The following is a 23,594-nucleotide window of genomic DNA, read 5'->3' on the forward strand; positions in this document are numbered from 1 at the left end:
AAACATAGTATGGGTCGTGAGGACATTTATACTTATTGCAGGCGTAAATCTTTTGCGGTTTCATCCCAATCACGCATCTTGCAAACATATTATTAACCTATGTTTGAGCAATTTTCCCATTCAAACTATCAATCCATTTGTGATCAACTCGCAGCCGGTGATCCGGATTTAGCCCTGATCATCCAAAATCATGGCTACCCGCCGCTGTGGTCAAGGCCAAACAGTTTTGAAACGCTGGTGCATATTATCCTTGAACAGCAGGTATCACTGGCCTCGGCATTATCGGCCTTAAATAAATTGAGGGAACGGGTACAGGAAATTACTCCCGCCCGTGTACTGCTCCTTACCGACGAAGAATTTAAAGCCTGCTATTGCAGCCGCCAAAAAACAGCCTACATCAAATACCTTGCAGAAGCTATCATCAGCGGGCAAATCGATCTGGAAGCTATGGAGCAGATGCCTGATGACGTGATCCGTGCCAAGCTAATCGCCCTCAAAGGTATTGGCAATTGGACGGTTGATGTTTACCTGATGTTTGTACTACAGCACACCGATGTTTTCCCTATCGGGGATCTGGCCGCGGTGAATGCGCTTAAGCGGGTAAAAAATCTGTCAAAGGATATTACAAGGGAAGATTTGTTGGCGGTAACCGAACAGTGGAAACCATACCGCACCATAGCGGCTATGATATTGTGGCATTATTATTTGAGCCAAAGGACATCAGCTCCACCCAAACCCGCCCCTGAAGGCCTGGAAAAATAAAGTATTTGCGGGTTTGAGTTTGATAACACTATAACAGTTCGGAAGATTTTTAATTCCCTCCTTGGGGAGGGGCGCGGCAGAGTTGTGTAGTGGCAGGGAGGGGTTTATGCGTAATGAAGGCAGATAAGCCTGCCGTCGAAACCCCTCCCAAGGGAGGGAATCGCACAATCCCCACTTTTTTATTTCTTCCGAATACCTATCCACGTTATCACGCTTGAACCTGCGAAAGCGTATAAACAAAAAAGCGCTGGCGAAGCCAACGCTTTAAAATATCCTTATCAAAAGCCACCTTTAAAGGCCTTAGGCGTTAAATAGCCCATTTCTCTCCTGTTCCTGGTAATCCTGAACAGTTTCAATGGCGTTATCAATAACATCGCTCAATGCTGTTATGAAGGTACCTGGCCGGGCAAGGCTCATGGCGTGTTTAATAGCGTCAACTTCTTTAGGTACCACCTCAACCTGTTTATCAGGGTCAACCGAAGCTATTCCTTCTTTTAACAAGCCGATAATGTTTTCGGCGGTACGGCCGCGCAGGTGTTTCTCCTGGCGCAGAATAATGTAGTCAAACATTTCGGCCGATAGTTTGCCCAGTTCGCGGATGTCATCATCGCGCCTGTCGCCTGTACCGGCTATGATGCCAATTTTAAGGGGCGAATCGATATGCCTTAAAAACTCTTTAATACCGGTGTAACCATCAGGGTTGTGGGCAAAATCAATCATGAAACGGAAATCCTTGAATTCGAAGATATTCATACGTCCCGGCGTTTGCGATGCCGAAGGAATGAAAGTTTCGAGCGAGATCTTGATATCCTCGGTCTTAAATCCCCATAAAAAGGTAGCCAGCGTAGCGGCCAGCACATTCTCGATCATGAATGGCACAGTACCACCAAAAGTAAGCGGGATCAGGATAGTGCGCTGCACACGGATCTTCCAGTCGCCTTTTAAAATGGTGATGAAGCCGTTTTCGCAAATGGCCGCGATCCCTCCTTTTTTACAATGCGATTTGATGATCGGGTTGTTTTCGTTCCGACTAAAATAAGCTATGTTACATTCGGCCTTTTTGCCAATGCGTACACAATACTCATTATCGGCATTTAAAACGCCCCAGCCATCTTTTTTAACCGAGTTTAATACCACGCTTTTCACCCGCGAAAGGTCTTCGAGCGAATGAATATCCGACAACCCGAGGTGGTCTTCCTGGATATTGGTAATTACACCTATATCACAAAATCCAAAGCCAAGGCCCGAACGCAGTATGCCCCCGCGGGCAGTCTCCAGCACGGCAAAGTCAACAGTAGGGTCTTTCAGTATAAACTCTGAGCTTACCGGGCCGGTGGTATCGCCCTTCAGCATCATGTTGTTTTGAACATAAATACCATCTGATGTAGTAAAACCAACCCTGTGGCCATTGTTTTTTACGATATGGGCTATTAAACGGGTGGTTGTGGTTTTACCGTTGGTGCCAGTAATAGCGATGATGGGGATACGGGCCGATTTGCCTGCCGGGTAAAGCATATCAATTACATGCCCAGCTACGTTGCGCGGCAGCCCTTCGCTTGGTGCAATGTGCATCCTGAAGCCTGGCGCGGCGTTAACTTCCAATATTACACCTCCCGTGTCGGTAAGCGGCTCGGTAAGGTTTTGTGCCATGATATCGATGCCGCAAATGTCAAGACCGATGATTTTGGAGATCCGTTCGCAAATGAAAATGTTTTGCGGGTGTACGTGATCGGTAACATCAACAGAGGTACCGCCGGTGCTCAAATTTGCAGTTGATTTTACGTAAACTACCTCGTCTTTTTGAGGTACCGTTTCCAGCGAATATCCTTTTTTGGCCAGCAGGTCAAGCGTATCACGGTCAACCGATATTTCGGTTAGCACATTTTCATGCCCATAACCACGGCGTGGATCAGTGTTTTCAAGGTCGATAAGTTCCTGGATATTCAGTCTGCCATCACCGGTAACGTGTGCCGGCTTACGCAAAGCCGCTGCAACCATTTTATTGTCTATAACCAGCACCCTGAAATCAAAGCCTGTAACATATCGTTCCACAATCACACGGCGCGAAATTTTAGCGGCGTGCTCATAAGCCTCAATAGCCTCCTCTTCGGTTTTTATGTTGATAGAGATACCGCGGCCATGGTTGCCGTCTAAAGGTTTAAACACCAGCGGGAAACCCACCTTACGGATAGCATCGGGCACAGCCGATGCCGAAGATATGGTTACGCCTTTGGCTACCGGGATGGCCTGCTCCTGCAGCAGGCGCTTGGTTTCTTCCTTATTACTGGCAATATCAACGGCAATACTGCTGGTTTTCTCGGTCATGGTAGCGCGAAAACGCACCTGGTTTTTGCCGTAGCCCAGCTGCACTAATGATTGGTTGTTGAGCCTGATCCATGGGATATCTCTTGCAATAGCTTCTTCTACAATTGAGCCTGTACTTGGGCCTAAACGGGTGTTTTCCCTGATCTCGCGCATTTGTTGAATATCCGCATCCAGGTTATAATCTTCGCCTATTATCAATGCCTCGGCAATGCGTACAGATGATTCGGCAGCAAAAACACCAACTTTTTCTTCCAGGTAGGCAAACACTACATTGTATACACCTTTGGTTTTGGTTTCGCGGGTACGGCCAAAACCGGTATCCATGCCGGCAAGGGTTTGGATCTCTAAAGCGATATGTTCAATAACATGGCCCATCCAGGTGCCGGCTATAACCCGCTGAAAAAAACCTCCGGGTACACCTGGCGAGCAGCGGTGGGTGTATAATGACGGCAGTAATTTTTCAAGGCGTTCGTAAAATCCGTCAATTTCATTAGTAGGGCGGTGCTCCATCTCCTGCAGGTCAAGCCGCATTTGTATTAATTTTTTGCGCCTGATGCTCCAAATGTTGGGTCCGCGTAGTACCTGGATATTCTCGATCTTCATTATGTAGAATTCTATTTTTTTGTCAGTCTAATTTCCCCTTAAAACTATAAAACATAACACGGGAATAAAATTTTTGATGGCAAAAAGCCATTATTTATTATTAGTTCCTGTGTTTGTGCATGTTTTTGCCGTAATTTGTATATAGTTGTATTAAGATATTGTGAAATAATCATGATTGTCCCGAAAGGTAAGCTAATAATTATAGGCGGAGCGGTTGATATGGGGAGTAATGTTACTCTTCAGGAGCACATTTTGCAGCCGGATTATATCAAATTTTTTGAACAAGGCATATTAAGGCGCATTATTAATGAGTCGGCTAAGCGCGAAGGCTCAAAAATTGAGGTAATTACTACCGCGTCGCAAATTCCCGAACTTGTTGGCGATGAGTATATCAAAGCGTTTGGCCAGCTCAATGTTACCAATGTTGATGTGCTGCATATCAAAAACCGTGAAGATGCAGCTAATAAAGCCTATTTAGACAGGATCCGCAAAGCCGATGTGGTTATGTTTAGCGGCGGCGACCAACTGAGGCTTACTGCCATTTTTGGTGGTACCGAATTTTTGCAGATCCTGAAACAGCGTTATCAAAAAGAAAACTTTGTAATAGCCGGTACTTCGGCAGGTGCTGCGGCAGCGTCAACACACATGATCTACCGGGGGCAAAGCAACGAAGCGCTGGTTAAGGGCGAGGTGCAGATAACCGCCGGGCTCGGTTTTATTGACTCGGTTATTGTTGATACACACTTTGTGCAACGTGGCCGTATAGGGCGGTTGATGTACGCAGTAGCAACCAACCCGGGTATTTTAGGTATTGGCCTTGGTGAAGATACGGGCCTGCTTATTACCGACGGTTACATGATGGAAGCCATTGGCTCGGGTTTGATCATTTTGGTTGATGGCCGCAATATCGTATCAACTAATATATACGATGTAGAGCTTGGCTCGCCGGTATCAATCGAAAACCTGAAGGTGCATGTAATGTCGATATTTGATAAGTACGATCTGGTACAACACCGTTTAATAATCAAAAAGAACATGAAAGTTGAAGAAGGTGTTTTTATACATGCACCGGGAAGCAATCTTTTACAATAATTTAAACTGCATAAAGTTCTTATAAATACCCTGGCCTTATTTATGCAGGTACATCTACTTAATTTATAATTATGAAAATAATTATTCACGGCGGTTTTTTTAGCGAATCGCTTACCAACCAGGAAGTAAAGCTGGCCAAACAGGAGGCCCTGAACGGCATAGTGCAGTTAGGATATAACCATCTGCAACACCATACCGCTGCAGAAACTGTAGTGTATACTGTACGGCTGCTTGAAGATTGCGAGCTTTTTAACGCCGGTACCGGCTCACAGATCCAGAGCGATGGGAAAATTAGGCTGAGCGCTGCGCTGATGGATGGTAAAACACAGCGTTTTTCGGGCGTTATCAACATTGAAGACGTTAAAAACCCCATTTGCATTGCCGAAAAACTACAGTCTTACGATGATCGTGTTTTAAGCGGCAAAGGAGCGTGTGATTTTGCTATTGAAAACGGCTACAAATATTACAATCCCGAAACCCCGCAGCGCCGTCATGAATATGAACAAAAATTAAGCGACTCGATAAGGCTTGGTACCGTAGGTTGTGTAGCGCTGGATGTGCATGGCAACCTGGCTGCTGCTACAAGCACCGGGGGCAAGGGCTTTGAAATACCTGGTCGTGTTAGTGATTCGGCCACTACGGCGGGCAACTACGCCAACAGCTTTGCCGGTATTTCATGTACCGGTGTAGGTGAAGATATTGTAAGCGGATCGGTAGCTACTAAAATTGTTACACGCGTAACAGACGGCATGACCCTTATGGCTGCCACCGAAAAAACCCTTGACGAAATGAAGCCTTATGACGGCTTTGCCGGTGTTATAGGCATCACTGCCGACGGACATATATACCACTCAGATACACATCCCTACATGGTTTGGGCGCTCCATGATGGCGATATTGAAGTATTTAACTAAAACCTAAATTTATTTTTTCCGTAGAAAGGTATAAATTCAAGGTCTGTAAAATAACAGTGGTAATTAAGCGTTTATGTAGCTGTTGCCTTTTACAGGTATTGTTTTCCCGTTAACAAATAATTACATTTGTTAAGCTGATTAATTTAAAATTATACAGTTTAAACCCAGGAAAAAGATTAGATGAGATATTTCCTAATTATTATTTTGTGCTGTGTTGGGTTCAATGCGTCGGCGCAATGGTATTACAAACCGTTCAATAAGCGTGCCCGGTACCCGCAGATGGCTTATGCACAAAATCATTCCATCAAAAGGCTGCCGCCCCCGGCAATTGCTAAAGTAAAAATTCCGCCAACCATTATTGAGCATACGCCTTATGTAATGGCCATGATCGAAGAATCGGTGATGAGAACAGCGCAGCATAATATGCGTTTTCACGTGTACAACGCTGCCAGCTATAACTTTAGCGATTTGGCCCAGATGTACATGAAGCAAAACCGACTGGCTGAGGCTAAATGGTTCCTGCTGCAAAGTATTACTATATCGCGCCAGCAAAATGATGACCGGCACACAATAGCCAACCTGCTTGATCTTGCTGCTGTAAAAGCCGACTATGGCGACTATGCACAAGCCAAACAGGATCTGGCCGAAGCACGTCAGCTGGCTGTTGCCCGCGGCTTAACCTATGATCTGACCATTGTTGAGAAAAAAACGCGCTATTTACAGGACAATAAGTTTAAAACACCGCGCAGTGAAACGCGCTTTGCCGAAACTGCGGATGCAGGCACAATTGCCAAACCTGTTAACAAATAGTATTTTTTTGTAACAAAAGCGTAAAATGGTGTTGCCCACATACTTTTAGTAAAACATAATCGTATTATTGTTATTAGTAATTAAGAGACAGCGTTTTGACTGTCTCTTTTTTATTTTACATTAGCAAACTAATAATAGGCACAAGTATTGATGTTTTACACCAACCCCGATTTAACTACAGTAAAAGATATGTTTAAGAAAGTATATTTGTTATTGGTGCTGGGCGCTGCCCTCGCCTGTAAAGCATCACCATCCAAACCAATCAAAGTTGCAGGTTCAAATGATTTACAACCTGACGAACAGCAAAGCGTTGTTTGTAAGCAGGTAGCAGCATTAATTTCCAACTATAACTATAAAAAAGTTCCATTGAATGATTCGGTATCGGCCATAATTTATGACCGTTATATCAAATCGCTTGATGAAAACCATAGCTATTTTTTAGCATCGGACATTAAGGATTTTGAAAAGTATAAAACCGTACTTGATGATGATATTAAAGCTGGTAACCTTGCCGATGCTTTTTACATATTCAACGTTTTTCAGAAAAGGTATATTGAGCACGTAAAGTTTTCACTTGCGCAGATCAGCAAAAACTTCGATTTCAATAAAACTGAAACATTTGTTTACGATCGTGATAAGTTGCCTTGGATTGCTACACAAAGCGATATGGATGCCATGTGGACTAAACGGGTTAAATATGATTTGCTGAACCTTAAACTGGCTAACGCAGATATGGCTAAGAATAAGGAAACACTTAAAAAGCGTTACGAAAACCTGTTAACACAAACCAATAAGTTATCAAATCAGGATGTTTTCCAATATTTTATGGATGCCTTTACCGAGGCTATCGATCCGCACACCAACTATTTTAACCCATCAAATGCCGCTAATTTCAATATTGAAATGTCGCGCCAGGTTGAAGGGATTGGTGCTTCGCTGCAGGTAGAGAACGAATACGTAACTATTAAAACCATTGTACCGGGAGGCCCGGCAGATAAAAGCCACCAGATAAGCGTTGACGACCGTATTGTTGCGGTAGCGCAAGGCAAAACCGGCGAGTTTCAGAACGTAGTGGGTTGGCGAGTGGATAATGCTATTGCTATCATTCGCGGCACAAAAGGCACTACCGTGAAGCTTGAAATACTGCCAGCCGGTGTAAACGCATCTGCCAAGCCTAAAGTGGTTGAAATGGTACGTGAAAAAATCATCCTGAAAGATCAATCGGCCAAAAAAGAGATCCGTACCTATAACAATAATGGTAAAACGGTTAAGATAGGCGTGATATCCATTCCTGCCTTCTATATAGATTTTAACGACTACAAAGCCGGTAACCCTAATTATAAAAGCACCACACACGATGTTAAGCTGATCCTTGACTCGTTAAAGAAGGAGAATGTAGATGGCTTGGTGATCGATCTGCGTGAAAACGGGGGTGGTTCATTAATGGAAGCTATTGAACTTACCGGATTGTTCATTAAAACCGGCCCGGTAGTACAGGTACGCGATACCAAAGACCAGGTTGAAATTGATAAAGACGAAGATCCGGACATTACCTACAGCGGCCCAATGGCTGTATTGGTTGACCGTTTCAGCGCCTCAGCATCTGAAATTTTCTCAGGCGCTATCCAGGATTACGGTCGCGGGTTGATATTGGGTACCCAAACTTATGGTAAAGGCTCGGTACAAAGCGCTATCGATCTTGACAGGGTGATCGGCTCGTCGCTTCGCGATAAAATTGCAGGCGTAGTTGGCGGTGCTAAAAAAACAACCTCAACCGGTAGCCAAAGTACCTATGGCCAGCTTAATTTAACTATAGCAAAATTCTATCGAATCAGCGGTAATTCAACCCAGCACAAAGGTGTAACGCCAGATATTTCTTTCCCTTCAGTTATTCCGTTGGATAAATACGGTGAAGATACCGAACCATCGGCTATGCCTTTTGATGTCATTGCAAAAACAGATTATGCCAAAACAGGCGACTTTACCGGTGTGCTGCCGCAGCTTAAAAAACTACACGACCAGCGCATGGCCGGCAGCGACAGTTATAAATATCTGCTTGAAGATATTGAAGATTTCAAAAAGCATGATGCCGATGACAGCGTATCACTGAAAGAGTCTGATCTGAAAAAACAACGCGATGACGATGAAGCAAAATCATTTGAGCGCAACAACCTTCGTCGGGTAGCATTAGGTTTGCCAGCCCTTAAAAAAGGTCAAGCAAAACCTAAAAACGAGGATCTTGACTTTGTTAAACGCGAAGCAGGCCAAATCATGACCGACTATATCAGCCTCGATAATAAATTTACAAGCGTTGGCGCTCAGCCAGCCAATTAAGCAGGTTTTAAATAATATTAAACGCCCGGTATCAAAAGATGCCGGGCGTTTTTGTTTGGCCTGATCCTAAATGCGTTATTGGCAATTTACCAGGAAAGCCCTATAAAAAAAGCTGCGATGGATTTAAATGATGAGAGGGGCCGCGTTAGGAGAGTGGATACCGGTCTGTAAAGAAGGCCGTATGAGCAGACCTTCTTTTAAGCAACTTTTTAGGTGTTTATCTCTTTGTCGTTATTTTCTTCCGGTTTCAGTTCGGATTGAATGATATCTTTTTCCAGTTTCTTTTCGTCTTTCTGATTACGCCTGATGATCCATACCAGTAATACAATAACAGCAATAATTACAATTATTACTATAGGATAATTAACCTGGTCCATATTGTTGTATTTAACTCTTATTCGTGCAGGATCAATATCGCCTTAACCGATTTGTTCATTACCTGGTTAACCGTACTGCGCGTAAACAAACGGTATACTATGTTATGATGATGTTTTACCAGGCAAAGCATATCGGTTTCGTGCGATTGGATAAAATTCATGATCCCATTTAAAGCGCTGTTATCCTGTATGTAATTAAATTCCAGATCGGTGTGTTTGATCAGATCGCGCAAACGGGCTTCCCAAACCAGTACCTGCTGTTGGTCGGTTTTTTCGGCCACATAAAGCACCTGCATTTTAGCAGATCCGAAGGCCTTTATCATTTCATTTAGGGCATTCACGTCAACAGCCGAAAGGCGGGTTTCAAAATCGGTGGCCAAAGTTATCATCGGCACATTTTCAAACTTACTTTCCAGCGGAATAATTAGCGTAGGTACCTTGATTTTTGTTACTACCATGCTGGCATTGCTACCCACTATACCGGTAATGCCGGTGGCACCCATGATTCCCATTACCAATAATTCAACCTCATGCTTTTCAACATAGCGGGTTATCACTGCTTTTAAAAAGCCTACATCGCAAAGGGTAGTTACGTTAACGTTTTTATACTTCTCGTCGTTGGTGTAACTGCTTACCCACTCCTTTAGTGCCTCGCGTTTGTTATTGTAATAATCTTCAATAAAAATGGCGTTGTAGGTGCTGTTGTTAATACCTTCGGTAGGATGTATGGCATGTATGGCGCAAACTTCACGGCCTAATATATTTGCCAGCTCCATAGCGTAAGCCATGGCGTTTGCAGCGCATTTTGAAAAATCGGTGGCAACCAGTATCTGTTTCATTTTACCGTATTATATAAACAAATGAAAAAGCATGAATAATAAAAATGCTAAAATTATCGCAACAGGCAAAGTAAGCACCCAGGCTAATGCGATGTTTTTAAGCGTTCCGTTATTTAAATTTCCCTTTCCGCCCGATGCAACCATGGCCCCCGCTATGCCGCTTGATAATACGTGCGTTGTACTCACCGGTAAGCCAAACCCAGTACTTAAACCTATAGTTGATGCGGCCACAATCTCGGAAGTTGCCCCCTGGGCATAATTTAAATGCTCGTTACCTATCTTTTCGCCAATGGTAACTACTATCCTTTTCCAGCCTATCATGGTACCCACGCCAAGCGACAGGGAGATAATAGCGATAACCCATACCGGTGCAAAATCTGTTACGTGCTCAAGCTCATTGGCTGCAGAGGTAAGCAGCTCCTGATCTTTAGCATCAAGGTTTGCCCCCGGAGCTTTAATTACGGCCCTTATATCTTTAACTACCTCTTCAACCTGTTTACGATAACGGTAAGTTTTTGCCGCCTCTTTTTCGTTTTTTTCGGCCAGTGAAGCTTTGGTTTGATGAATAGCTGCAGTTAGTGCAGTTAAAACAGACTTTTTTTCGTTGTTGTTTTCGAGGTGCCGATTAATAACCTGCTCCGTTTGGTTCAGGGCCGATAAAACTATAGTATCAGGCACTGCATGGTTTACTGCGAAACGGGCCGGTAAAAAAGCTATTAAAATCAGCATAAACAAGCCTACGCCTTTTTGGCCGTCGTTACTGCCATGAAAAAAGCTTACCAGCGTACAAGTAGTAACCAATAAAAGACGGATGTGTATGGGAGGGCGGTCGTTTTCACCACTGGGGATATGAAACAGGGCATGCGATTTTGTTACATGTTTCAGAAACAGCATTAACAGCGCAGCCGCGCCGAAACCAATTATTGGCGATAATATGAGCGAAGAGCCGATCTCGCCGGCCTTGCTCCAGTTTACACCCGGACCGTTATAATAAAAGGTAAAGGCAAGTCCGCCGCCAATCATGGCACCAATCATGGTATGCGAACTTGAACAAGGGATACCCAGGTACCAGGTACCGAGGTTCCAGATGATAGATGACAGCAGTACAGCGAGCACAAGACATGCCCCAACGCTTACAGGCAGGGTCATTAATGTATCTAACGGTACCAGTTTTAAAATCCCCATAGCTACAGTTACCCCGCCAAGACAAACTCCTAAAAAGTTCCATAAACCAGACCACGGAATAGCATAAACCGGGCGCAGGGCTTTTGTATAAATAACCGTAGCTACGGCGTTAGCTGTATCATGAAAGCCGTTTACAAACTCAAAGCCCATAACCGCCAGAATGCAAAGGAGAAAAACAGTGAGCAGATAACCGCTCAGATCCACCTGGCCAAGGAAGGGGAGAATAACCGCGGGGATTGAAAAATGCATAAAACTTTATTTATGACCGGCGAATTTGTTTCGGCAGCCGCTTTAGTTTCAAAGAACCGTTATAGCCATTTCCTTTAAGTGATGCAAATGTTAACATATTGTTATTTAATATTATGCATACTTAATACAGTATTAAACCGGCCCGGGCTTATGCAAAAAAATAGAGCCCTGTTTGTTACAGGGCTCCACGTTTTCATAGGTGATGTTAGTACTCGATAGATAGATGTAGATATATGTTGATCAAGCGGCAGACAGCGTTTGCTGTGCTGCTACCTGCTTGTTGTTGCTCATGAACTGGGTTTTAGCCCTGTAGTTTTTCAGATCTTCACTTAACAGCTCTAATAATTCGGCGTCAAAGCGTGCAAGTAATTTGGTTATTGCGGGTGTTGGTTTATATGCTTTCATAGGTAGATGGAGTTGTAGGTAGTGAATGTTTTATGTTTAATTTAAGCAGCCGGTGTTAAGTAAGGAGTTTTAGCTTTGATAGCTTTCAAATCGCTCATGATGATGTTTTTAAGCGCGTTATCAAAGCTTGCTATTAGTTTGGTGGTTGATGTTTGTTTTTGCGTTTTCATGTTGTAGGCTTTTAAATGTTTTTAATATTTTAATGTCTTCGTTTTTAATCTTTCTTTTCGTCGTCTTCGTTTTCGGTAAGGTTGTCGTGGCGGCGTTTAGCTTCTTTGTATTGCCTCAACATTTGTTCCTCGTCCCGTGGGTCTGAAGTCTTTGTCGGCTCAACGGGATTCTCCCACTCTTTCTCTTCTTCCGTTTTAACCGCTTTGTCTTTTGCTTCCATAACAACTGCGTTTGGTAAGTACTAATCTAAATCAATGCCAAACTTTTCAGAAAAGGCCTGAAAGTTCATAAAACTCTCAGAATTATTTTACAATAAAATGTAAATCATTGAATTTCAATGGTATTTTTCGATAAATTTTTTTGACTTTTTTTGATCAATCCCACCCAAACTGCCTTCCAATGCCTGTGAACCGGTATGCGCTACCGAACATTAGTTACACCAGCGGACGATTTTTTGTAGTATAACAAATGCACCACGATCACAATTACCGATAAGGTAGCTCCAATAGCACATACTCCGCTCCACTGGTAATTTTTCCAAACAAGGCTGGCGAAGAAGGTGCCTAAGGCTCCGCCTATAAAATAAGACACCATGTATACTGTATTGATACGGTTACGGGCCTCGGGGATCAATGCAAAAATGATTGACTGGTTAGAGATATGCGTGGCCTGTACGCCCATATCAAGCAGGATAACCCCGATGATAAGCCCTATTATGCTATGGCTTGAAAAATAAAACACGATAAAGGAGATTAAAATAAGTGCCAGTGTGTAGGCCGACAGTTTATATGCGTCCATTTTATCACTTAACCTGCCCATAAAGCCAACCGCAACCGCGCCGAAAGCGCCAACCAAACCAAACATACCAGCAGCGGCACTGCCTTCATTAAACTGAGGTTCTTTTAACAGAAATACCAACGTTGTCCAAAATGCACTGAAACCTGCAAAGCACAAAGCCCCTCTGAATGCCGCCAGCCTTAATTGAGGCTGAGTTTTTACCAGGTGGATCAGCGACTTCATCAGCTTGCTATAATTGCCTCTATAATCAGGTTCAATTTCGGGCAAAAACAAAAATATCATAAGCCAGATCAGCAACATCAGGCCGGAAGCTATATAATACATACTTCGCCAGCCAAAATGTTCGCCTATAAAACCACTTAGCGTGCGTGATAGCAGGATACCTATTAATAAACCACTCATTACAAAGCCGATTTTTTTGCCCCGCTCATGAGGCTTAGCTAAATGCGCTGCCATTGGGATCAATAATTGCGGAATTACCGACGATACGCCTACCAAAAAGCCCGCTATCATGAGTATAGTTACCGAAGGGGCCATGGCGCTTGCAATCAATGATATGATCATGAGTACAAAATCTATTAAAATAAGCCGTTTGCGTTTAACCATGTCGGCCAGTGGTACTATAAATAATAAACCGGTAGCATATCCTATTTGGGTATAAAGCGATATTTGTTGTGCTGTTTTATCACTTATGCGGAAAGTGCGCGCCATATCGGCCAGTAAGGGTTGGTTATAATATATGTTTGCCACCACTAAACCCGTAGCTATAGTCATGATCCATAAGGTTAGCGGGGTAAGGTGCGGGTGTTGCTTTGCAGTGTTAGTTGATGACATATTTTGAAGTAGCGTGTATTTGCTGTAAAAATGTTAAAGCATCTTTAAAAAAAAGCCTTTGTAAAGTAATTTTTATTGTGCTATCGCGTTTAGGACATAAATTGATTTAGCAACATTGTTTCTTTGATAAGTTGGGAAAAGACATTAAATAGGATGATATCGGCCTGTTTTATTGTATTTTGATTAAAAGTATGTCGTAAATTAACTTTAAATGTTATTTTGAATTTAATTTTTGATTTAAAACTGATAAATGGTGTTAGTTTTAATTTAAAAATCATTTAAAATTAAATTTTTGTAAACTTTTAAATTGAAATTGTTGTTTTTTTATATTAAAAATGGCCTGTAATTAAAATTGACAGATGATTTTCAAAAAATTAGTAGATTTATAATGATTTATTCTTATTTTTGACAATAAGATATCGGACAGGAAAGTAATTAATAAAAGTTACAAAAAAATTACAAAATATATTTTCCGAATATCAAAACTTAGTGTTACTTTTACACCGTGTTAAAGATAACACAACACATAAAATAGTCTTCTCATAATTTAGGTTTATAATTGGTTAGTAAAGGCCCCTGCCCAACAGGGGCTTTACTTTTTTACAAGCTTTTTATAAACTCACGCGTTTTTCTCAATTTAAAAATCAAGGCCGTATATTTATACGATCTAAACCATTATTTAAGCAAACAACACTTCCTATGCCATTACAAGAAAAATACTGTATCTTAAAAACAGTTAAACGCGCGTTTTCAGGCAAAGTTGATATTACCGTCGACTTTGGAATGGAGATCAACTTCAGTAAAGAATTTGAAACAGTTGAGAAATTCACGTCTGCGGTGGATGCATTAAATTACATGTCGGGCCAAGGATGGGAACTCGCTGATACCATCTCTTCGGGTACCGTTTTGGAATTACACCACATTATGAAAAAGCGCATCACTGAATAAAAACAAAAAAAGCTTAGACAGATGATCTAAGCTTTTTTTGTTAATAACTTCTTAATTAATGAAATACCGGTATAGCCGGGAAGTAATACCCAGAATAACTTAAATCACCCACCTGTGTGCCGTTCAGGTCGTAAAAATAAAGGTCGTTAACACCATAATTGGTCCCAAAGCCTGATTTTACCGTGGTAACTGCCAGTTGGTTAGTTTGCGGCACGTAACCGATACCTGAGCCATATAATTCTTTGCCGGCCGGAATCGTAATAAACGGACTTGTTAATGAGGCGGCGTTGCCATCAATATACCTGTAAATAGTAGTTGCACCACTAAAAGTACCGTTATTGGCTATGTAAACGGTATTGTTTTGAGTTGATGCCGTAATTGAACCCGGATGCCATGCAAACCAGGTGCTGTTTGCAGTAAATGGTAAGGTAACGGTTGTTACCGCCAAAGTAGCCGGATTGATCTTGATCAGTGAAGTGCCGCCTGCTGCCCATACCGAACCATCAGGCGTTTTGGTAAATGCCACAACCATGCCCGATATGGTTTTGGCAACCGAATAATCGGCCACGTTTAGCACCACTACACCTTTGCTTTGCGATAACACAAAAATGTAATTTCCCGATTTGATCATGTCGCCAACGCTGCCGGTTACGCTGGTTAATTTTGTGCCGGTAGTGTAGGTAGTTAGATTAAAAGGATAGATACCACTTGCCGAGCTCAGTAAACCTTTGGTAGCATCAATACCGACAAAAGCCTGCCAGTTGTTGCTGCCAACTGCTGCAATACGTCCAAGTTCTTTAAGCGAATATGGATCGGTAACTACAACAGGGCCGCCAACTTTTGATATCAGGAACAGTTTGTTATTATATATTGTTCCGTACTCTAAAGTTGAAGTAGCCGGATCAAGTGTTTTGCCCGGGTTTTCTTTGGTGAAGATACTATCCTGCTTGGTGCTGGTGGCAAAGCTGTAAAAGCTTACGCTTCCGGTGCCGTGGCCGTACCAGCCTTCGTTAATTAAAAAGAAGCCGTTATCATACTTACCTAATGATTCGGTTTTAAGGGGTTTGTTATTACTTGAGCTTACCCCGTCTTTTTTACATGACGAAGCGACTAAAACCAGTAACGAAAATGCAATCGCACTAAGCTTCGTTGTAATTGTTTTTTTCATGATGATGATTTTTATAATAGTTGTTTTTGATAGCGTGTTTATTTAAGCAGGCTCAGATCGGCAGCGCCTGTAAATTCTGTAGACTGCTCACCTAACCAACCCATGTTGGCCAGGATGCCGGTTTGAACCTTGATAAAATCAATTCCCTTCAGGTTTACCTTATTCCCTTTATCGTCAATAGCGCTGCTGATGTCAATCTTATCGCCGCCGCCGCTGTTATCGGCGTAGCCATAATCAAACGACGCACTGGTGATATAGGAAGGATCATCCATATTGATATTGGTTGATGGCAGCAGGCTTCCTGTTAAAGTGTAAGTGTTTGTTTTAAGGCCGATAGGGTAATAAGCCTGGGAATGGAACATATTGGTTTGCACTACGCCGGTGTTGCCTTTATTATCTTTCCATGGTACGCTGCAGGTATCGCATGCCGGGCGGGTATAGGTAACCGAATAATTGCGGGTATAACCATCTTTATAAAAAGCACTGCCTTTGATCTCGTACCAGGTATCATCGGGCAAGCCGTTGCCATTTTTATCCTGCATTACCCAGATAACGCCCGGTTCGGCAAACTGGGCAAAGGCATTGCCATAAACAACAAAATCGGTTTTTTCGTCGGCATTTAATACGGTATGATCAAAACCTACCACGATATAACCTCCCCAGCCGCCGAGACTTACGAGGCCCTGATCGGTTTTTAGTGTTGCTTTGGCGGCGGTAGTATCGCCCAGGCCTGTGTTGGTAAACTGCCCGGGGGCGGGGTTAAAATCAAACAATGTAGTAACATACGCATTGCTCGAAGCTGTTATCGGGCGGATTGGCGCTTCCTGCGGAGCTGTGTCGGTAACCTTATCTTTTTTGCATGATACCCAGGTAAGAGCGCATGATGCACCTAATATCACGAGTAGTTTAAGTTGTTGTTTTTTCATAAAGTTTGTATTTAAAAAATGAATTGAATTAATAAACAAAGGCCATATGTGCGGGGATATCACCGGCTTGTACCTGCCATTTCATGACACCGTTTTTGTCGAAGCAGTAAAGCGTACCCGAAGCCACGTAATTACCTGCATCGGTAACAAAAACATCTTTGGTAATCGGATTAACAGCTATGCCGTAAGGCACTACTATCTTTTTATCGGTGCCATCGGTAATAAATTTGCTGCTCAGTATGGTTTCATCCTTTACATTGAGCATGGTATAGCTGATTGTGTTTTTTTGTTCCGGATAGCTCCATTCTGTGCTGTATATGTAAGCTGTATCATCATCTATCCAAAGATTGCTGGCGGCTATGTCAAATGTTTTTTTAACCGCGTCTGTTTTGGTATCGATAACAAAGAGTTTGGACGGAATGGTATAATAATCACCGCGGGAGGTAACATAGATATCACCGTATTTGTCGGCCTTTAACCTGTCGAGATTAATAGCCACATCAATTCGCTTGGTTTCGGTAAACGAAGCCAAATCAATTACCGAAACGGTGCGCTCATAGTCGGGCGGGCTATAGCCACCGGAGTTGGCTATATACAGTTTTTCGCCAACAATGGCCATTTCCTCCGGCTGGCGGCCAACAGTAACCTTGCGTTCAATCTGTAAGCTTGTGGTGTCAATTTCGGCTACTATACCGTTGGGCGCTTTAGGATCGCCAACTTTACCGAGATAAGCGCTTACATAGGCTTTATTTTTATGGAAGGTTACGTAGCGGCAATTGGTAATATCTATCTGGGCTAATTTCCTGGCTGTTTTTACGTCCAGCACCTCAACTTTATTAGAGATGTTAACCACCACATACATTTTTGAACCGTAAATGCCTATGTCATTACCCACATCGCCCAGGCCTTTGGTAACGGAGGGGTTGGCCTCGTTATAAATATTACGCTCATAAACACCTGTACGGAAGTTTACAAAATCGAGAGAGGCCTTGTTCATGTTCATATTCCCCTCGTTGAGCAGATAGAGGCCTTTAACGATGCTCGACGGATCGGGCGTAAAAATGGTTTCAACCTGTTCGGGTATTACCTGCGGTGCCTTTCGGCATGATGCCACAAGCAATACCATAAACAGGGCAACGGGTAGATATAGGGCTATTTTTGATGTTTTCATGGTTAGATGTTATAGCTTAGTTTGAGGCGATAAAAACGCCGGGGCATCGGAAAGTTGGAGATGATCTCCCTGTCCTGGTTCAGAAGATTATTTACTTCGATGGTGAGCTTGGTTTTGCGCCTGTATATTTTGGTGAGATAGCTTGCTGAAAGATCATGCGTATACCATGGTTCAACCGTATTATAACCGTGATTGGTATCGTTGCTTAATTCGTTATAACGAAGCCCTGTGTATATGTAACTGTAATTGAATTGAAACCTGCGGTAATCGGCCCCTAACGTAAACGAGCCGCTATGCATAGGCACGTAGGGGATATTATAGCGGTAGGTTATGCCTCCATCTTTGTAAAAAGCCTGCTGATAGGTATAATTGACCCCGGCGGTGATATATGTATCACCGGCTACATTCCAGCCCGATTGTATGTTGACTTCGGCCCCTTTTATATGAACATCGCCCACATTATACATCACCCACCTGAATAAATTGAGCCCCGGAATAGCCACAATTTTATCATTTACCTGGTTGTAGTAAACATCGGCCTGTACCGAGAACGACTGGAATAACTGATTTTTAAACTGATGGTTATAGGTAACCCCAATATCATACTGGCTGGCATACTCAGGTTTAAGCTGGGTGTTCCCTATCAGTGTATAATACAGGTCATTGAAGGTTGGCAATCTGAAGATGTTTTTATAAAACGCACGCAGCATCAGGTCGTTATTATCCAGCAGATACCATCCCGCTGTTACGGTTGGGGTATAAGCGGTTTTACGCCCGGCCCCGGTATATTCATGTACTTTATCATTAACAAAAGTGCCCAACAGCGATGCCTGAAGATCAAGCCTGCCCAGCCTGAGTTGTGAAGCCAGCGAAACCAGTTCGGTAAAGCGTGTTGGGTATGGGAAGCGGTACAAATTGGCGTCGAGATCGTTTACCTGAAAATCGGCTGCAATTGCAATATTCCAAACCGGTAAAATGCGGTACCGATTGGCTATGGAAGTGTACAATTCATGCTGGTAAAAGCGATTGTCAAGGAAGCCCGCAGTGGTTACAAATTCCGGATCAAGATATCGTTCATAATTGTCACTGTACTTAGCAATTGCTTTAAAGCTATAACGGTTGCGCGTATTGCTTTCATAATTAGCCTGGATAAACTGGTCGCGGTCCCACTGCCGCTGCGAATAGTTGAATTTGTTGGCAACGATAGCTCCCGGCAAACCACGGTTTGAATTGTAGCTATAGGCCTTAACAGCCCATGAAGCACTATCAGGAGTGGTGCCTCTAAGTCCGGCTTCTAACCGGTAAGCTTCAATATCGCCATTGTTTCGCACTGCAGTTGTGTCATAAACCCCATTGGTGTACCTGAATTTATAGCGTCCGTTCGACTGGATATATTCTGCACTAATGGTACTGCTTATAGTTTTACTCAGCTTCTGTTGCCAAAGCAGGGAGGGGTTCACCAGGCCCATTGATCCTGTTTTATAGTTAAGCCGGATATGTGTATGCTCACCCGGCTCAAACCTTGGCTTAGCCGATTGCAGATATATGGCGCTTGCCGCCGAAAATGCCTTGGCCGGTTGGAAGATATCGCTTTGCTGTCCGTTAAAAAGAGCTATTTCGTCAATGTTATCCAGCGAAAAACGACCGAGATCAACCTGTCCGTTTTGAGCGTTACTCAGTTGTACACCGTCGTAAAACACGGCTACGTGATTGGTGCCCAAACTGCGCACATTGATTGTTTTTAGACCTCCCACTCCTCCATAATCCTTCAATTGTACACCAGTAAAAAAGCGCATGGCATCGGCCACAGAAAAACTATTAAGGCGCTGTAATTGCTCGCCTTTCAATACCTGAACAGGCGTAGGCGAGGTATTGCGGATATCAGTTTTGAAAGCACGGATCTCCACTTGTTTAAGGTGATTGATCTTATCCGAATCAGTTTGAGCTGTATCTTTTTTTTGAACCGCGGCTTGCGCCGAAACCTTAAGGCAACTGCAAGCAATTGCTATCCCGAAGGAAACAAACCATAGTAAACCCTTAATACAGCCATTACGCGTTGCGAACGTGTGGCGCACAGTTAATTTCATGAGTGTTGTGGGTTAAAAAACCTCACAGCAAACAGAACGACGAATTACAAAAAATGAAATACACGAAAGGTATCCTCATTCCAGCTTCAATCCCCGAAAGCTATGAATTAATAAGTGCTATGGCAGGTCTTCTGACTTACTCCCCCCGGCCCTGTCTTCCCATTCCGGCAGTACCGGAACAGTGACAATAAGAATGGGCTTTGGTGTTATGGAGCTTACAGCTGCGGGACAGTCCCGGATTTACACCGGGTTCCCTTTTAATCGCGGGCGTTAATTATCCGCGAACCAAAAGCAGGGCAAAGGTATATATTAAAAGTTAAATTAAGCAAGCGGCGGTTTGTAAAACAGGATATTATACCGCTGATGAGGTATTGAAAGAGGGATAAGAAAGATGATCTGTTATTGCCGGGCGCAATAACAGATCATAAACGGAATATTATTTACCTATCCGGTAAAGGTTACCATTGTCGGTTACGCCATATAAGGCACCATCTTTTCCGGTAACAAGCGAGCGCCAGCGTTCGTTTTTATCTTTAAGCAAACGCTCTTCAGCCACCACTTTATCGTTTTTGATCACCAGCCTTGCAATATGCGAACCACCGAGTGCGCCAACAAATAAATTGTTTTTCCACTCCGGGATCAGGTTGCCGGTGTAAAATGTGATACCGCATGGCGATATGCTCGGGTCCCAATAGTATATTGGTTGGGTAACCCCTTCTTTTTGTTGTACACCGTCGCCAACTTTTTTGCCGCTATATTCAATACCATAAGTAACTACCGGCCAGCCGTAATTTTTACCTGCGCGGATGATATTAATCTCATCGCCGCCCCGGGGGCCAAATTCGGCTTCCCATAATTCGCCGGTTACGGGGTTCATAGTCATACCCTCGGGGTTTCTTAAGCCATAAGCATAAATTTCTGGCAATACGCCGCTTTTACCGGCAAAGGGGCCTCCGGGAACAGGTTTTCCGTCACGCGTAATATGAACAACCTTACCTACCGCAGCTCCGAGGTCTTGCGCTTTCATGCGAATATCGTCGGCTCCATGCTCGCCGGTACTTACAAAAAGGTTGCCTTGTTTATCAAACACCACGCGTGATCCGAACTGTAAATGCCCGTTATAAGCCGGTTGGGCATGATAAATCACCTGTACGTTTTCAAGTTTGCTGTCATCGGCAGATAGTTTTCCCTTTGCTACAGCAAGCTGGAAGCCGCCTTCTACCTGTTCAGAATAAGTCCAGAACAAGGTGCGGTTTTTTGGAAACGACGAATCGAAGTTAACATCAAGCAAGCCGCCCTGGCCACCAACGGCAATTGCAGGCAGGCCTTCGATGTTTTTATCAAAACTGCCGTCGGCTTTTAATATACGCATGGTGCCGCCTTTTTCGGTGATCAGGAAGCGCCCATCCGGAAGGCAACGTAAAGCCCATGGCGATTTTAACTGGTGATTGATCACGGTAACATTCAGTTTGGTTTTGGTCTGAATGCCGCCTATGCGGGTTTGTCCTGTAAGTGCGGGCTTATAATCGCTGTTAGGTTTCTGCGTTTCAACAGGCGGCAACGTCTGGGCTTTAACCTGAAGCACGAAAACGCCAGCGCACAATGCAGACATTAAAATAGATTTATTGTTTATTGGCATGATGATTAAATGTTAACTATACATTTGTTGAATCAAAGATAAATAACAAAATACCATGAGCCGCAGTTTTTGTGTCTATCTTTTGTTACATGGATAAAAACTCCGCTGTTTAATCAAGACTACGGGATAGGGCGTTAAAAAAATAGTTAACACTATGTTAAATGTAACTGATTAAAAAAATCAAATTATATTTTAGAAATGTACAACTTATACTATATTTGCCACCCATTACGGGGGATTAGCTCAGCTGGCTAGAGCGCTTGCATGGCATGCAAGAGGTCATCGGTTCGACTCCGATATTCTCCACTTATTATAAAGCGTTTACGTCTCGTAAATGCTTTTTTTATGCATTATCGGGCCGTTTTTGAACTGAATTTGAGAATCTTCTTTCCTTAAAATCCATGTCACTTTCTTTATTTAAATTGCTTAAATACAAACATATTGCAAATATTTATAATGAAAAATCATGCAAGAGGTCATTTAGAATTTAAAAAAATCTTGAAATTTTAGCGATTGATAAACTGAGGTAAAACAGATGCGAGATTTCAGTTTTTAACTTATGCGGAGAATAAACAAATTATATTCCGCAAAATTGCGGAGAAAAGTACATATATTTATCGCATAGGCGGTAATATATGTATATACATCAATTAAAGAACTGGCCTTCCTTTACGTGGGACATTGAAGCAATACTTGTTCGCTTAGGCGAGGTAAGGCATCGGCAAGGGTATATTTTAGGTTTGATGAGTTCGGCTGGCTTTAAATTGAAGGAAAACGCATTATTAGATACGCTGACATTAGATGTTACCAAATCCAGTGAGATAGCGGGTGAAAAATTGAATAGTGATCAGGTAAGATCTTCTATAGCCCTAAGGTTAGGGATCGAAATAGCGGATGCTGTACCCGCAGATCGGAACGTGGATGGAGTAGTAGAGATGATGTTAGATGCGACTCAGAAATACACCGATGACCTGACGGCAGATCGCTTATTTGATTGGCATGCGGCGCTATTCCCAACTGGAAGAAGTGGTATGCACAAGATTACAGTTGCGACCTGGCGTACTCCGGAAGCCGGCCCTATGCAGGTTGGTTCGGGAGCTATGGGCAAGGAAAAAGTACATTTCGAAGCTCCGGAAGCAGAACGGCTGTCAGCAGAAATGGAGACTTTTTTAAAATGGCTCAACGCCAGATCTAATACTGATGCAGTGTTGAAAGCTGCCATAGCACACTTATGGTTTGTGACCATACATCCATTTGACGATGGCAATGGTCGTATAGCCCGGGCTATTACCGACATGCTGCTCGCACGGGCAGATGGAACATCGCAACGGTTCTACAGCATGTCAGCTCAGATCATGCGCGAAAAAGCGGCTTATTACTATATACTTGAAGCAATGCAAAAGGGCGGCCTGGATATTACCCCGTGGTTGAAATGGTTTTTAGATTGTCTGTATTTTGCGATGGATCACACGGAAGAAACATTATCTGCCGTAGCGAAAAGAACCCTGTTTTGGGATAAGCATAGAGAAACTGTATTAAATAGCCGCCAGCAGCAGATGGTCACCGCCTTGTTGGATGAGTTTTATGGCAAATTAACCAGTACTAAATGGGCTAAGATGACAAAGAGTTCTCCCGACACTGCATTGAGAGATATTCAGGACCTGATAGAGAAAGGCATATTGGAGAAAGAACCAGGTGGCGGTCGAAATACAGCTTATAGTATAGTTGTCTGATACGACTTATCGCAATGCCGATAAATTATGATCGATATCCAACTGAATTTGTATAAATCTATATTTAAAGGTAGAGCAGATGTATTTGCACTACGGTGGGAAAAGAATGGAAAAGGCAATTATATGCCGGCGTACAATATCAGGGCAATCAACCCCCGATTTTTTTAATTAAAAAAGGGAATGAGTAAAGCACTCATTCCCTTTTTAAGCTAACAGGCTGTTTA

General features: G+C 43.0%; 21 protein-coding genes, 1 tRNA gene and 1 riboswitch. Of the genes, 9 read left to right on the forward strand and 13 right to left on the reverse strand.

Annotation, left to right across the window (positions count from 1 at the left end; genetic code table 11):
* The first annotated feature begins 99 nt into the window (after window positions 1-99).
* Window positions 100-762 (forward strand): DNA-3-methyladenine glycosylase, encoded by a 663-nt coding sequence (locus MTO98_RS02425; RefSeq protein ID WP_243485048.1) that lies wholly within the window; start codon window positions 100-102, stop codon window positions 760-762.
* A 300-nt stretch (window positions 763-1,062) separates the two neighbouring features.
* Here the strand turns inward: MTO98_RS02425 and cphA are convergent, their stop codons facing one another.
* A complete protein-coding gene (gene cphA, locus MTO98_RS02430) occupies window positions 1,063-3,690 on the reverse strand; it encodes a cyanophycin synthetase (protein ID WP_243485049.1) in 2,628 nt (875 codons plus the stop codon).
* Window positions 3,691-3,861: 171 nt separating this feature from the next.
* On the opposite strand from cphA, the gene MTO98_RS02435 reads away from it, so the two are divergent.
* The 4 genes from MTO98_RS02435 (at window position 3,862) to MTO98_RS02450 (ending at window position 8,840) form a co-directional block, all read left to right on the forward strand.
* Window positions 3,862-4,782, forward strand: a complete 921-nt coding sequence (locus MTO98_RS02435; protein WP_243485050.1) for a cyanophycinase — start codon at window positions 3,862-3,864, stop codon at window positions 4,780-4,782.
* 71 nt (window positions 4,783-4,853) lie between these two features.
* Window positions 4,854-5,696, forward strand: a complete 843-nt coding sequence (locus MTO98_RS02440; protein ID WP_243485051.1) for an isoaspartyl peptidase/L-asparaginase — start codon at window positions 4,854-4,856, stop codon at window positions 5,694-5,696.
* Window positions 5,697-5,876: 180 nt separating this feature from the next.
* Window positions 5,877-6,506, forward strand: coding sequence for a tetratricopeptide repeat protein (locus tag MTO98_RS02445; protein ID WP_243485052.1), 630 nt, complete (start codon window positions 5,877-5,879; stop codon window positions 6,504-6,506).
* Between the two features lie 189 nt (window positions 6,507-6,695).
* On the forward strand, window positions 6,696-8,840 hold the full coding sequence (locus tag MTO98_RS02450; RefSeq protein ID WP_243485053.1) for a carboxy terminal-processing peptidase: 2,145 nt from the start codon (window positions 6,696-6,698) through the stop codon (window positions 8,838-8,840).
* Between the two features lie 209 nt (window positions 8,841-9,049).
* On the opposite strand, the gene MTO98_RS02455 is transcribed toward MTO98_RS02450, so the two are convergent.
* The 7 genes from MTO98_RS02455 to MTO98_RS02480 all read right to left on the reverse strand — a co-directional run bounded on the left by MTO98_RS02455 (window position 9,050) and on the right by MTO98_RS02480 (window position 13,698).
* Window positions 9,050-9,217, reverse strand: a complete 168-nt coding sequence (locus MTO98_RS02455) for a hypothetical protein (RefSeq protein WP_243485054.1) — start codon at window positions 9,215-9,217, stop codon at window positions 9,050-9,052.
* 17 nt (window positions 9,218-9,234) lie between these two features.
* Window positions 9,235-10,056 carry a universal stress protein gene (locus MTO98_RS02460; RefSeq protein ID WP_243485055.1) on the reverse strand — a complete coding sequence of 274 codons (822 nt, stop codon included), beginning with the start codon at window positions 10,054-10,056 and terminating at the stop codon, window positions 9,235-9,237.
* A 9-nt stretch (window positions 10,057-10,065) separates the two neighbouring features.
* Window positions 10,066-11,490, reverse strand: coding sequence for an inorganic phosphate transporter (locus MTO98_RS02465; RefSeq protein WP_243485056.1), 1,425 nt, complete (start codon window positions 11,488-11,490; stop codon window positions 10,066-10,068).
* Between the two features lie 240 nt (window positions 11,491-11,730).
* Window positions 11,731-11,895 (reverse strand): hypothetical protein, encoded by a 165-nt coding sequence (locus MTO98_RS02470; protein ID WP_167667838.1) that lies wholly within the window; start codon window positions 11,893-11,895, stop codon window positions 11,731-11,733.
* 41 nt (window positions 11,896-11,936) lie between these two features.
* On the reverse strand, window positions 11,937-12,065 hold the full coding sequence (locus MTO98_RS34230) for a hypothetical protein (protein WP_256464355.1): 129 nt from the start codon (window positions 12,063-12,065) through the stop codon (window positions 11,937-11,939).
* A gap of 44 nt (window positions 12,066-12,109) precedes the next feature.
* Entirely contained in the window at window positions 12,110-12,286 is a 177-nt protein-coding gene (locus MTO98_RS02475; RefSeq protein ID WP_243485057.1) for a hypothetical protein, read from the reverse strand.
* Between the two features lie 200 nt (window positions 12,287-12,486).
* The gene (locus tag MTO98_RS02480; protein WP_243485058.1) at window positions 12,487-13,698 is read right to left on the reverse strand and encodes an MFS transporter; all 1,212 of its coding nucleotides are present in this window, start codon (window positions 13,696-13,698) and stop codon (window positions 12,487-12,489) included.
* A 699-nt stretch (window positions 13,699-14,397) separates the two neighbouring features.
* Between MTO98_RS02480 and MTO98_RS02485 the strand changes: the two genes are divergently transcribed.
* Complete coding sequence (locus MTO98_RS02485) at window positions 14,398-14,646, forward strand: hypothetical protein (RefSeq protein ID WP_243485059.1); 249 nt, start codon at window positions 14,398-14,400, stop codon at window positions 14,644-14,646.
* Window positions 14,647-14,701: 55 nt separating this feature from the next.
* On the opposite strand, the gene MTO98_RS02490 is transcribed toward MTO98_RS02485, so the two are convergent.
* The 5 genes from MTO98_RS02490 to MTO98_RS02510 all read right to left on the reverse strand — a co-directional run bounded on the left by MTO98_RS02490 (window position 14,702) and on the right by MTO98_RS02510 (window position 21,637).
* Window positions 14,702-15,814, reverse strand: coding sequence for a DUF5074 domain-containing protein (locus MTO98_RS02490; protein WP_243485060.1), 1,113 nt, complete (start codon window positions 15,812-15,814; stop codon window positions 14,702-14,704).
* A gap of 38 nt (window positions 15,815-15,852) precedes the next feature.
* On the reverse strand, window positions 15,853-16,740 hold the full coding sequence (locus MTO98_RS02495; protein ID WP_243485061.1) for a cell surface protein: 888 nt from the start codon (window positions 16,738-16,740) through the stop codon (window positions 15,853-15,855).
* Between the two features lie 28 nt (window positions 16,741-16,768).
* Window positions 16,769-17,911, reverse strand: coding sequence for a YncE family protein (locus tag MTO98_RS02500; protein ID WP_243485062.1), 1,143 nt, complete (start codon window positions 17,909-17,911; stop codon window positions 16,769-16,771).
* 2 nt (window positions 17,912-17,913) lie between these two features.
* Complete coding sequence (locus MTO98_RS02505; protein ID WP_243485063.1) at window positions 17,914-19,998, reverse strand: TonB-dependent siderophore receptor; 2,085 nt, start codon at window positions 19,996-19,998, stop codon at window positions 17,914-17,916.
* A gap of 103 nt (window positions 19,999-20,101) precedes the next feature.
* Window positions 20,102-20,303, reverse strand: a riboswitch (cobalamin riboswitch).
* A 131-nt stretch (window positions 20,304-20,434) separates the two neighbouring features.
* On the reverse strand, window positions 20,435-21,637 hold the full coding sequence (locus MTO98_RS02510) for a PQQ-dependent sugar dehydrogenase (RefSeq protein WP_243485064.1): 1,203 nt from the start codon (window positions 21,635-21,637) through the stop codon (window positions 20,435-20,437).
* Window positions 21,638-21,869: 232 nt separating this feature from the next.
* Here MTO98_RS02510 and MTO98_RS02515 point away from each other — a divergent pair.
* From MTO98_RS02515 to MTO98_RS34390, 3 genes are all read left to right on the forward strand, one after another.
* Window positions 21,870-21,943 (forward strand) — tRNA-Ala (locus tag MTO98_RS02515).
* Between the two features lie 329 nt (window positions 21,944-22,272).
* Window positions 22,273-23,370 (forward strand): Fic family protein, encoded by a 1,098-nt coding sequence (locus MTO98_RS02520; protein WP_243485065.1) that lies wholly within the window; start codon window positions 22,273-22,275, stop codon window positions 23,368-23,370.
* A 27-nt stretch (window positions 23,371-23,397) separates the two neighbouring features.
* Window positions 23,398-23,538, forward strand: coding sequence for a hypothetical protein (locus MTO98_RS34390; RefSeq protein WP_371825399.1), 141 nt, complete (start codon window positions 23,398-23,400; stop codon window positions 23,536-23,538).
* Window positions 23,539-23,594: the final 56 nt, after the last annotated feature.

Origin of the sequence: Mucilaginibacter sp. SMC90 (assembly GCF_022811725.1) — a bacterium.
Taxonomy (GTDB): domain Bacteria; phylum Bacteroidota; class Bacteroidia; order Sphingobacteriales; family Sphingobacteriaceae; genus Mucilaginibacter.